The organism is Lysinibacillus sp. NPDC097287 (genome assembly GCF_044761695.1).
GTDB lineage: Bacteria > Bacillota > Bacilli > Bacillales_A > Planococcaceae > Lysinibacillus.
This window is the reverse complement of sequence record NZ_JBIWCX010000011.1, coordinates 109686-121858: the sequence shown is the minus strand read 5'-3', so window position 1 is coordinate 121858 and position 12173 is coordinate 109686. Positions and strand designations below refer to the sequence as shown.

Here is a 12173-nt window from a genome sequence, read left to right as displayed (position 1 = left end):
TTATAAAGAACTTATTAAATTACACAACAGTGCTGTACGGTTTGGAATTTCACTTGCTACGATATGCTCATGTCTAGCATGAATACCTTTACCTACAGCGCCCAGACCATCTAATGTCGGTACCCCTAAGTTAGCAGTGAAATTACCATCACTTCCACCGCCTACATACGCTTCTTTTAAATCCATGCCTAAATCCTTTGCACCTTTTTTCGCAATAGTAAATAGCGCACTTGTTTTATTATTACGGTTCATAGGCGGTCGGTTAATGCCACCTCTTACCTTAAGCGTAATTCCTTCCGTATGGGGTTTTAATTCCCTTATAATTTTATCTATTCGTTGCTGTTCTTCCCGAGACTTTGCACGTACATCAACGCCAAACGTTGATGTATCAGATACGACGTTTAGTTTTCCGCCACCTTTTACGGAGCCAACATTAATAGTCGTTCCAAGATCATAGTCAGTCTGGGATTCTAAATAGACAATTTGCTGGGCTGCTTCCTTAATCGCACTAATTCCATCTTCATGATGATTCCCGGCATGAGCAGCTTTGCCTTCAATATCAACAAAATATTTGGATGTACCTTTTCTCCCCGTTTTCAATGCGCCAGATTCTGCTACTGGGGGTTCTGTCACTAAAGCAAATTCACTATTCATTGCTTCTTTTTCAATAATTTCCTTAGAAGAAGGGCTACCTATCTCTTCATCACTTGTACAAAGGAATATCACTTTTTTCGATAGTGGAATCTGTAAATCATGAAGCGCTTTTAAAGCCCATATAGCTTGGACGAGTCCACCCTTCATATCCAGAATTCCCGGTCCAAAGACTTTGTCTCCCTCTATTTTAAACGTCAAATCTCCCTCGTTCCAAACGGTATCAAAGTGCGATAACACTAGAATCGTTTCTTCTCCTTCACCATATTCAAAACGAAGATGATTTCCATAATTCTCTTGTTCAATTTCTTCGGCCTTGTAGCCAAAATAGCGTTGGAATAAGCTCTGAATTCTCTGATTGCAAATATCCGCCAATTCCTTATTGTTTGATGGAGAATCGCTCTCTACTAGGTATTGGATATCTCTAAGTATAAGATTCTGATTTTCTAGCATATATTTTTTTACTTGATCCATAATTACTCTCCTTTAACTTAAAATGGTCCATAATCAATAAGTACAGCGATTGCTATTAAAATAGCGGCAACAGTGGACCATAGAATTACGACTGGAAATATAAATTTAACCCATTTCAAGTATGGAATTTTCCCAACTGCGAGTACCGCCATTAAAATGCCAGATGTTGGTGTAATTATATTAGTAATACCATCTCCCAGTTTGAAAGCAAGTACCCCAGTTTGTCTTGTGATATCCAGCATATCAACTAATGGAACAATAAAAGGCATTACAATAGCTGCTTGACCTGAGCCGGAAGTTACGAGCAAATTAAACACTAAATTAAACAAAAATATTGCTTCTGCTCCCAATATCGTTGGTAAAGAACTTAACGGTGCGAACGCAGAATGTACAATGCTATCCAATACTTTACCATTTTCAAGTAGAATAACAGCAGCTCTTGCTAAACCGATAACTAAGGCGCCATAAATGATACTCTGAGCTCCTTTAATAAATACCTGAATAAAATCATTGGCTGTAATTCCTCCGATAAATGCTGCAACAATCCCCATCATAAGGAAAATAGCAGACAGTTCACCGAGACCCCATTCAAAACTAAATACACCATAAAGGAATATTCCGATGAATACAGCGAATGTTAGTAAGACTAATTTATGTCTACCGGTAAATGGTCCAATGTCTTCTGCTTTTTCATCTAAACCATCAGCGTCATCACCAAACGGCGTAATTCCCATTAAACTTTTTGATGGATCTTTGCTGATTTTTCTTACATAAAGACAAATATAAATGATTGTTACAATAAGCAATGATATAAATGCTGCAAATCGAAGACCTGCACCGGAGAATAACGGGAGTTCAGCAATCTTTTGTGCCAAGCCAGTGATCACCGGATCAAACGTACCAGTTGCTACCCCTACATATTGGCCTAAATAAACCATTGCCACACCAACGATTGGGTCAAGTTTCAATGCTTTTGCGAGAATAATTCCAATCGGAATAAAGGCAATAACGGCATTACCGCTTAACCCTGCCATATCCATACAAGCAAATAGTACAATGAAAGTAATGACGAGTGGATACTTCCTACCATTTGCTTTCTGAATCATTGCATTAATACCTGTGTTGATGGCTCCAGTGTGTTCAAATATAGCAACAACTCCACCAACAATAAGTACCATGAAGATCAAATCTGCACTGTCTACCATCCCTCGATGAATGGCAATAAAGATATCCATTATGGACGATGGGCTTGCTTCTGTAGCAGCATATGTACCATCAATAACGACTTGCCTGCCATCAATCTCTGTTCTCTCAAAAGACCCTGATGGTACAAGATATGTTGCAATTGCCGATAGGACTATTATACCAAATATGATGATAAATGCATCCGGCATCGAAAACCGTTTTTTCTTCTTTTTCTGTTCCATATAATCCCCCATTATATTACGATATTACGCTTGTTTTCAAAATTAACTATGTAATAGGAAAACTCACTACTAAACATATTGCAAGAAGCATGCCAATTTTTTAAGTTAGTAAATCCCTTTATTAAGAAGATCTTATATTTTTAAATCAGCATTTATAGGTCTTTTTTTAGGATGTAAACCATCCATAAAACAACCTAAATATACGAATATTTTCGATTAACCAAATGTGGGCATTCTTTTTTCGACACATTACGCTTAATACGATGAAAAATCGTACAAATTCTACATTTTTCTCTTCGACAGTAAATGTGACCATAAAAAAAGTACCCCGATTTTTAGCTGAGGCCTAACAATTGGAATAAAAAACACCTTTCTTGTATTACCGATGTACGTTTAATCGCTTAACATCGTATCAAAAAAGGTGTTTTTTCATGATTTTGTTGGGAAAAGCTAGCTAAACAACAGCCGTGATAGTAGGAATACCAGTAAATCCAGCATTTACACATTTAATCTATTAAATATTTCCACACCCATTTCCGTCATCTCAGTCCCTTGTTTTTTGATGCCAACTTTAATACATTTAGCTTTATTTAAAACCGATAATCGATGTCGCAACTGTGAATCAGACAAAGAATAAGGGAGCATTTCTTGTATGATTCCTCTTCCCACACTTTTTTCTCTCTTTTTACAAATCCAGAGTATTTGTAATATGGATTTGTAGTCTTCTATAAAATTCCCTGTTTTTAAATATAGAAGTGTCTCTTCAATTTCCGACAATGAATTATCAGATGAATTAACTTTCTTTTGTGAGAGTAAAATCTGATTGGGTATATGATTTTCAGTAACCACATTTCCTTCAACAATGACCATTAAGTAATGAATGAAACTTTCAAGTTCTCGGATATTACCTGGCCAATTATAGTTTATTAAGAGGCTTTTTATATCTGTTCTAAAAATTAAATCTCTCTTATTCAACGTTAAAAAGGAATCTATCAGTATAAATAAATCCTGTTTTCTTTCTCTAAGTGAAGGAATCTGCAATGGTAAAACATTTAGGCGATAATACAAATCTTCACGAAATGTACCTTCTTGCATCATTTGATATAAGTTTTTGTTGGTAGCTGCAATAACTCGTACATTGATCGGTATGATTTTGTTGCCACCTACACGCATGACTTGGCGCTCTTGAAGGACTCGTAGAAGGGATGCTTGAATACTTAATGAGGCATCCCCTATTTCATCCATAAAAATAGTGCCATTATGGGCTAGTTCGAATAAGCCCATCTTCCCTTCCTTTCTAGCGCCAGTAAATGCTCCACCTTCATATCCAAATAGTTCACTTTCTATTAACGTTTCGGTTAGTCCTGCAAAATTAACCGCCACAAATGGACCTTCTTTTCTTTCTGAACTAGTATGTATAGCTTGTGCAAAAACTTCCTTGCCCGTACCATTCTCTCCTGTAATTAACACTGTATAATCACTTTTAGCCAAACGAACGGCTTTTTGTTTTGCGGATATAATTAAAGGGCTATCGCCAATAATATGATCAAATGAATATTTTGTTGTTAAACCTAACTCTGTACTTTTTCGTCTAATTTCTTGCTCCATTCTTTGAACCCTTGTCACATCCTGAAATGTGATGACAAGGCCTACCAGTTGTTTGGTCAAGATTAAAGGCACTTTCGATACGAGCAATGAGCGATTGTTAATTTGAAATAAGTTATCAAGTTGTTCTTTTTGATCTAAATAGGTCTCATTAATCTGAAAGTCAGGTAAAATTTCTCTATAATGCTTGCCGATAAAATTGATAGAAGGGAGTTGTAGAATTTGATAGGCATCTTCATTGATTAATGTAATAATGCCTTTTTCATCTAGCCCTATAATCCCTTCATGTACTGCATTTAAAACAGAATCTAATTTTTTCGTTAATTTTTTTTCATTTTGGATGGAAAATGATAAATTTCTTCCTATTTTCACAAAATCTCTAAAAAATCCTGCCGTATAAAAGTGTGCATTTTCTAAAGAAAGATTTAAAAGACCGGCAATATCAAGCATAGTTGTTAAATCAATTGGTCGATTTTCTAAATTGATCGTTCTTCTAATATGCTTTGGTACAAGTTCTGGTTGTCCAAATGTAATAGCTAAGTCTAGATTCTCTGCCTGTTCACTATTTGTAACACCTGGAATATAAGGAATTAACGTTAAATGACCAAATCCAAATGCGTGTAGAACATCAATAGAGTCGCTAGTCACTTTCTTGGAGTTAGAAACTAATAAAATTTTTGTATTAGCAGGCAAATCCAAAAGCTGTTCTAACCTTGCAATTAGAACGGAACGTCGCGCAACCATTAGAGGGATATGTAAATTTATTTTTCTTAATTCCTCTTCTAACACTGGGTTAGACAGTAAAATTAAATCAGCTTTATGGATAAGCTTTTCATCTAATGGCAATTTTTCATAATATGTATCAATGTCAATTTTTGAACCAAAAAACATTTGAAGATTTTCTTCAAATGTATTACTCACTGTTTTCGTGCTCGTTACAATAAGTATAGTAGGCTTTTTCATCTTCTTCTCCTTACCTTACAATTACATTTTGCTCTTATTCTAACAGACTTCATACCCTTTTGGAGATCCAAAACTATTAAAAGCTCTAACTGCTACTGTTTGTTAAATTAGTTCTCAACTCATTCGTTGGTGTAAGATAACTAATTATCCTTTCATCGATTAAATCTGCTAGTTTATGCTCATATGTATTTCTATAAGGTTTAGGAAGCTCTTCTTTTAGCCAACTTTCCTTTGTCCCTTTACAGATTTCAAAAAGAGTAACCTCATTTGGATTATCAATATCATCTGAAAGAACGGCACTTACAAAAGCTGGTTCATGTTCCATCGCTCTCTTATTAGCCGATAATAGTTCTTTAAATTCTTCCTTTTTTCCACTTTTAATTCTAAATCTTATATAGAGAATTACGTTTTCTTTATTAGTACTCATCAATATCCTCCAACTTACTAATTTTAGACTTATCACCTCAGAAATCATATCATGTTGTAGGCACTGAAACCATGATATTGAATATGTGTTTAAATTAATGCAATGTTGTTCTATTTAGTGATTCTGCCTCGTTAGCACAATAACATAAGGATTAAAAGGAAGATTATTATTATCCTCATCACTATTTTCAAATATGAAAAAGTGGGTTTCTTGTCTTTTCTGAAATTTCGTACGTCATTTACAAGTAAACTGATAAATATTAAAATGAGTGCGACTTCTGTTAAATTGTCATAAGCAAATCCAAGTATTGCTAGTAGTAATGCGACGCTAGCAATAACAATTTGTATCTTATCTAACTTATTAAAAGTTTTTTTCATCGTTTCTCCCTTCCACCTTCATTTAAACAAATTTTACCATAATAAATAGTTACTTCTTGAACTAACTTGCATCGTTAGTTCAATATGAAAAAAAGAGCTGCCTATGCAACTCAATAATGTTCATTATCACTAAATAGTTCCCTTAACTCTTTGTTATTTTTAAAAAATCAGTACTATAATTTTATTTAAACGTTTGTAGCACCGTACCTTGACCATTATCTGATTCAACTTCAGCGTATGCTCCATTTATAAACGTCATTTGTGGTGGAACATGACCGCAATCAATATCGTACAAAATAGGAATTTGAAGCTCTTTCGAAAGTTCTTTATAAACATCTTCAACTGTATAATTTGCAACGGCTGTATTCGCTGAACTTCTCCCAAACATAATGCCACTACAATCCTCAAACCAACCAGCTAATTTCATTTGCACGAGGAACCTACGTAAGTCAGTTGTTGATAACTCACAATTTTCGAGATACCAAATGACAGCATCTCCTTCAATGTATTTCTCTTTAAAATGATGCACACTCCCATATGGTGTGCCAATCAAATGTCTAATTGTATCAATACAACCACCGAGTAATCGCCCCTGTATCTTAACGTTTTCGTTGACAGTTGATTTCCAGTAAGTTTGTTCTGTTAGATTGAAAATATAAGGCGTAGGGTTATCAGGTTGCCATTCTTTTTGATATTTTTCTGATGAATGTTGGAGAATTGATTCATTCATTTTAGTAGACAATACGGTTTGCCACATTGCTGTCGTATCATCAGAATACGCTCCTCTTAAATCCACTAAGTTGGTGCCGTGGGCTGTAGCAGTACCCGTTTTCAATGTAATTGCTAACAGTAGCAGACTAATGTCAGAATAGCCTAATATCCACTTACTTTGTATATTTTCAAAGTCAATATATTCAAGTGTCTCAATAAGTAGCTCTCCGCCCCAAGGAGGAATAATAAGTTGAATATGATCACTACGCATCATTTCATTGAACTCTTCTGCACGCTTTTTAGCTGATGCAGACTTTGCCTTATCTTGAGTCCATGCAGTTTCTCCACAGATAACATTAAAACCTCTCTTTTCCACGCTTTTGCATGCAGCTTTCAACAAATGATGTAATTCACTTGGGACTCCAGATGATGGTGCCGTTACGCCTATTGTTGCACCTTTTTGTAAGATTGGATATTTTATCATGCTTAGCCACTCTCCCAACGTTTATAGTATAAACATTGTAAATGTTATTAAAAAAACACTTCTTTTATTCCACTAACCTGCCTTTTCCATCATCAAAAGCCATATCCTGTTCAATGTCATTTCGACAAGGCCCAACGGAATTCCTTTTCTAAAATAATCCCTATGGTTATTGATTAGAAAAATGTAGTGATGAGGATTATTGATAGAATGGCGAGCGCAGCTTCGGTCTTTGAAGAACCAACAGAGTCAATTCATTATGCATTGATTGCAGGGGTGGATTTTGTAATTAAGTGAATTAGTGATGATCCTACATACCCAAACAATTATCTTTAGTAGACTTATAAGATTCTTGTTGAGTTAACCTGGTCCCTTAGTTCAAACAAGAAAAAAAGAGCTGCCTATGCAAATCAATGATCTTCAAGGAACGCCTCCGTTAGTTGAAAAACAACAATCTTCTTGAAAACAGCCATTATTAAATACTTAATGATTACACATACTTCATAAAAACTTAAGTTTTATAATAAAAAAACCTTAAGAACTTCTTGCTACAATGAACAAGTCAAATTATTTAGGAGGTTACGTTACATTGGATTTAATTAGTATTGTATTCGGTCTTTTACCCTATATAAAATATTCTATTATTGCCATCATTATCTTGATGATCGGATACTTTATATATAGAAAATTTTATCAGGAAAAGTATCCAATACGTCTATCTAAATTTGTTTTCATCACTTTACTTATTTGTTGGTTCATTGTTGTATTTGGGATCACTACTCTCAGTAGAGGGGCAAATTATACAGAACAGATTAATTTCAGTCTATTCACAAGTTATGTAAATGCATGGAACAAGTGGTCATTGACAGAATTTCAGTTAATCATCTTTAATATGTTAATGTTTGTACCGTTAGGCGTGCTATTACCGTTGATTCATCATAAAAACAAATCGTTTCGCCGTGTACTCGTCATATCAATTATTTTCACATCTTGCATTGAAGTTTTCCAATTAATTACAGGTAAAGGGATTTTTGAGTTAGACGACCTTTTGCATAATACCATTGGGAGTTTAGCGGGGTACTTTTTCGTGATGGTATTCATTTTATGGAGAGAACAACGAAAATTAACATTCGTACCGATTGTGAAAGCTATTTCTATTCCACTCGTTTTTATAGCGATGTTTGGTGTGGCAAATGTGGTGTATAACGCACAAGAATTTGGGAATTTGCCATTCAAACCTGCACAAAAACAAATTATGGACCAAATACAGATGCAACTGGAAACTGAACTTTCTAATAAATCACCTAACGCATGTGTTTATTACAATAAAGATGTGAATGATATAAAAAAAGGAAAATTAATTGCCCAATCCATTGCTAAACAATTTAATTTGAAACAACAAGGTGGCATACGGATTGATGGGGATAATCGTATATTTACATTTCAAGACGATGAAGGCAGTGCCTATTTTTTAACTTATTTCATGTCAAATGGTTCTTGGTCCTTATCATTCGATTATATAAATGATGCCCCCCTAAAAGTTGATATTAAACAGCAAAAGCAACTTTTAGAAAATTGGTTAAAAAGTGAAGGACTATTACCTAATAACGCTATCTATCAGCAACAAGATGAACGCACAATTCGCTGGGATTTAGCTGAACCAGAGAATTTACAATCCACATGTGAAGATTTCTCTAAAGGTCTGGTTATGATTAGACTTTTTAATCAGCAAGTGCCCGACATATTATTTGATATTAGTGACAATGAAATGGTTGCGAAAAAGCAATTAATTTCACAACAGCAAGCATATGAAGTATTGGTAAACGGAGAGTTTAGCACGTATCAACCTTTACAAAAAGGTGATACATTAACGATAACGGATGTTCGTCTAACCTATACTTATGATACAAAAGGTTATTATCAACCTGTATATGTATTTACAAGCAGAGTAAATGATTCAGACTCCCTGATTGAAGTTTTAATATCAGCTATTCAGTAAATAAAAAAACTGAACTTTCCCCGAATAGTGGACACTATAAAAGTGTAGCTATTCGGGGTTTTTGTTCAATACCAGTAATTCAATGAAAGATGCTTTTTTATTTGTCTATACTTTTGGGGTCAGTCCCTATTCGATAATTTTTATCCCATTCTTTTTTGTACTTGTCGACCCAGCAAATGCGTGATGAACAGTTGATTTACAGTTTAGATTCATGTAGATGATTACCATTTCAATATCTTCACCGTACTCGTGAAAGTAATCTTCAAAAGATGGTGAAATGTAATTCTAATTAATTTTTAGTCAAAATGTCCCCTATATCGATCAATCATTCTACAATTGACTAGTCAACTGAGTTCAAAGCATTGACATTATCTCGGTTTCGAGATAATGTAGTTACACAAAGTAACTTAGGTCTTAAAAGTTACTTACTAACTATCAAAAGGTAACTTGGTTTTTCAAGGTACATTTATAAATACTTATTCATAAAAGGAGAAATAAAAATGAAAAGACTAGACGGTAAAGTAGCAATTATTACAGGAGCAGCGCAAGGTATGGGTGCGGCACACGCAAAATTATTTATAGAGAACGGTGCAAAGGTTATTTTAACAGATTTAAATGAAGAAAAAGGCAATGCATTCGCAGCTGAATTAGGTGAAAATGCCCTTTTCATTAAACAAAACGTAGCATCTGAAGAAGATTGGGCAACAGTTATTGCGAAAGCAGAAGAAGCTTTCGGTCCAGTAAACGTATTAGTAAATAACGCCGGTATTACTATGGCGAAAAATATGCTTGATATTACAGTAGAAGAATACCGTCGCATCGTAGACATTAACCAGGTTTCTGTATTCTTAGGTATGAAAACTGTAGCAGCTTCAATGATGAAAGCTGGTGGCGGTTCTATCGTGAATATTTCTTCAATGAACGGCTTAGTTGGTGGTGCTGTAGGTTACACAGATACAAAATTCGCAGTACGTGGGATGACAAAAGCGGCAGCAATCAACCTAGCACCAATGGGCATTCGCGTAAACTCTGTACACCCAGGCGTTATCGCAACACCAATGGTTGTACAAGAAGATACAAAAGCTGCTGTAGAAGCATTCTCTCAACACATTCCATTAAAACGCGTAGCACAACCAGAAGAAGTTTCTAAAATGATATTGTTCTTGGCTTCTGATGAATCTAGCTACTCAACAGGTTCAGAATTCGTGATTGATGGCGGATTAACTGCACAGTAATAAACGTACATGAAAAAATCTTTATAGGCTTGATAAAGGCCGATTTTCTATTAGTATAGGAAATCGGCCTTCGTTTTTTATTTAAGGCAGTTTTCGTATAGATTGTTGCTTCTGGTTTGGCTATATTCTTCAACTAACGCATCCCGTTAGTTGAAGAAGAAAAGTAAAGCTTATTCAATTCAAGCCCCCTTTACTTTAAGTCCATTAATTCATATGTTTCTAATCTGTAAAGATAAAAAAAGGTGATACCTTTTAAGGCATCCCCCCTTAGAATATTAAACCCGAATAAAATAACTCAAACCTTAAAGTTTATTCTTGATTCATTACACTTTCATCCATATAAGCAACTTCCCATAAATGACCGTCTAAATCCTGAAACCCCCGTATATACATAAATCCATGATCTTGAGGCTCACTAAAAGATTTACCACCAGATGACAGTGCCTTATCTACTATCTCATCCACTTGTTCTCGACTTTCAGCTGAAAAACTGAAAATTGCTTCGGCAAAAGTAGTAGTATCCACAATTTCCTTCTTACTAAATCCTTTGAATTTTTCTTCAATCATAATCATAGCAAAGATATTGTCACTGATGATCATACAAGATGTGGTTTCATCGGAGAATTGTGGGTTGAACTCGAAACCTATCTTCTTAAAAAAATTGGTGGACTTGTTCACGTCTTTTACTGATAAATTGATAAAGATATTTTTCGATGTTAATGCCATTTTTCATTACCTCCTGCAGGAATTATAGTAAAGAATTCCTTGCTAATTAAGTTTTTCATTAATTGTAAATCTCATTTACTAATGGTTCGTTTTCACAAACAGAACATTAATTCTTGAAAATACCACATATTTAATGTGTATGGAAGCACCACATTAAAATATCTTGCCCTTTTATTTAATTAATAACCACATATTTCTTATTAAATTTTTCTTTGTTATTCGTATATCTTATTGCTTGAAAAAGCTCCTCCAAAATCTGCACCGTTAGTTGAATAGCTACAATCTTTGAGAAAACAGCCTTCTTTAATTTAAACCCGCACTTATTTGTGGTACGGTTCTCCGTAACTTGTATAAGTGCGGGTTTTCTCTATCAGCTTTATACTGGATTAAAGGATGTGACTATCATGAATTTAGGAATTGGCTTTTTACCAAAAAAGTATTATGAAAATGCACCTTCGACTGGTGGCTATAACTTTTTTATAAATGAAGGCATTCAATACGCCATTAATATTGGTGAAATGTATTACCCAGACTATACAGAACAACAACTTGCTTTATTTACAGAAAGTTTAGCCCCATTTCCACTGTATTTTTTATTTGAGCAACATGATAAAGATGTTATTGAGGAATTAAAACAAGATTTGTATGATGAACAACTATCGTTTGAAATATTTCATCAATCAAAAATTAACACTTATTTTATGATTACTGTTTCAAATCATCAAGAATTACTTCGACTAATTCCCCTTATGATCTGGCAGCATAATCATAATATGAGTTCACTTTGGTCAAATCAAAAAAATGCTTTTACGATTGAGAATAAAACGTGGGATATGAATCGTGCAAACGGGACATATGCTTCGATTGAAGAGACAATTTGCTTAAACTTTAACGAGCCTACAACCATATTTGGGTGAGGCCATGACTTTATGGGCACCAATATTTTTTCAAATGAAGAACGGTTTGCAAATTTAGCCGGCATTCGAAAGTGGTTACCCCCATTTATTAAAACCGAAGTCATAGAATTCGGCTAAACGAAAACCACCTAAAACGTATGATTTCAAGGTTCTAGGTGGTCTATTCAAAATCCTCATTTA

At 34.5% G+C, this 12173-nt stretch carries 9 protein-coding genes; 3 read left to right on the top strand and 6 right to left on the bottom strand.

The features are described 5' to 3' along the window. The 5 genes from ACIQ2D_RS15660 to ACIQ2D_RS15640 all read right to left on the bottom strand — a co-directional run bounded on the left by ACIQ2D_RS15660 (window position 1) and on the right by ACIQ2D_RS15640 (window position 7119). The gene (locus tag ACIQ2D_RS15660) at window positions 1-1125 is read right to left on the bottom strand and encodes a M20 family metallopeptidase (RefSeq protein WP_402865610.1); all 1125 of its coding nucleotides are present in this window, start codon (window positions 1123-1125) and stop codon (window positions 1-3) included. 17 nt (window positions 1126-1142) lie between these two features. After that, window positions 1143-2552 carry a YfcC family protein gene (locus tag ACIQ2D_RS15655; protein ID WP_402865608.1) on the bottom strand — a complete coding sequence of 470 codons (1410 nt, stop codon included), beginning with the start codon at window positions 2550-2552 and terminating at the stop codon, window positions 1143-1145. A gap of 498 nt (window positions 2553-3050) precedes the next feature. Continuing rightward, on the bottom strand, window positions 3051-5120 hold the full coding sequence (locus ACIQ2D_RS15650; protein WP_402865606.1) for a sigma-54 interaction domain-containing protein: 2070 nt from the start codon (window positions 5118-5120) through the stop codon (window positions 3051-3053). Window positions 5121-5205: 85 nt separating this feature from the next. Then, window positions 5206-5547: a putative quinol monooxygenase gene (locus ACIQ2D_RS15645; RefSeq protein WP_402865604.1), complete on the bottom strand. Its 342-nt coding sequence runs from the start codon at window positions 5545-5547 to the stop codon at window positions 5206-5208. Window positions 5548-6105: 558 nt separating this feature from the next. Next, window positions 6106-7119 carry a S66 family peptidase gene (locus tag ACIQ2D_RS15640; RefSeq protein ID WP_402865602.1) on the bottom strand — a complete coding sequence of 338 codons (1014 nt, stop codon included), beginning with the start codon at window positions 7117-7119 and terminating at the stop codon, window positions 6106-6108. A 586-nt stretch (window positions 7120-7705) separates the two neighbouring features. On the opposite strand from ACIQ2D_RS15640, the gene ACIQ2D_RS15635 reads away from it, so the two are divergent. Then, on the top strand, window positions 7706-9115 hold the full coding sequence (locus tag ACIQ2D_RS15635; RefSeq protein ID WP_402865600.1) for a VanZ family protein: 1410 nt from the start codon (window positions 7706-7708) through the stop codon (window positions 9113-9115). A 500-nt stretch (window positions 9116-9615) separates the two neighbouring features. Beyond that, the gene (locus tag ACIQ2D_RS15630; RefSeq protein ID WP_402865598.1) at window positions 9616-10350 is read left to right on the top strand and encodes a glucose 1-dehydrogenase; all 735 of its coding nucleotides are present in this window, start codon (window positions 9616-9618) and stop codon (window positions 10348-10350) included. Window positions 10351-10659: 309 nt separating this feature from the next. Here the strand turns inward: ACIQ2D_RS15630 and ACIQ2D_RS15625 are convergent, their stop codons facing one another. Next, window positions 10660-11076, bottom strand: a complete 417-nt coding sequence (locus tag ACIQ2D_RS15625; RefSeq protein ID WP_402865596.1) for a VOC family protein — start codon at window positions 11074-11076, stop codon at window positions 10660-10662. A gap of 404 nt (window positions 11077-11480) precedes the next feature. Between ACIQ2D_RS15625 and ACIQ2D_RS15620 the strand changes: the two genes are divergently transcribed. Then, window positions 11481-11993 carry a hypothetical protein gene (locus tag ACIQ2D_RS15620; RefSeq protein WP_402865594.1) on the top strand — a complete coding sequence of 171 codons (513 nt, stop codon included), beginning with the start codon at window positions 11481-11483 and terminating at the stop codon, window positions 11991-11993. Window positions 11994-12173: the final 180 nt, after the last annotated feature.

Bases quoted from the DNA above. Each gene is read 5' to 3' on its own strand.
- ACIQ2D_RS15660 (WP_402865610.1), bottom strand. From the start codon at position 1,125: ATGGATCAAGTAAAAAAATATATGCTAGAAAATCAGAATCTTATACTT.
- ACIQ2D_RS15640 (WP_402865602.1), bottom strand. From the start codon at position 7,119: ATGATAAAATATCCAATCTTACAAAAAGGTGCAACAATAGGCGTAACG.
- ACIQ2D_RS15655 (WP_402865608.1), bottom strand. From the start codon at position 2,552: ATGGAACAGAAAAAGAAGAAAAAACGGTTTTCGATGCCGGATGCATTT.
- ACIQ2D_RS15650 (WP_402865606.1), bottom strand. From the start codon at position 5,120: ATGAAAAAGCCTACTATACTTATTGTAACGAGCACGAAAACAGTGAGT.
- ACIQ2D_RS15630 (WP_402865598.1), top strand. From the start codon at position 9,616: ATGAAAAGACTAGACGGTAAAGTAGCAATTATTACAGGAGCAGCGCAA.
- ACIQ2D_RS15625 (WP_402865596.1), bottom strand. From the start codon at position 11,076: ATGGCATTAACATCGAAAAATATCTTTATCAATTTATCAGTAAAAGAC.
- ACIQ2D_RS15645 (WP_402865604.1), bottom strand. From the start codon at position 5,547: ATGAGTACTAATAAAGAAAACGTAATTCTCTATATAAGATTTAGAATT.
- ACIQ2D_RS15620 (WP_402865594.1), top strand. From the start codon at position 11,481: ATGAATTTAGGAATTGGCTTTTTACCAAAAAAGTATTATGAAAATGCA.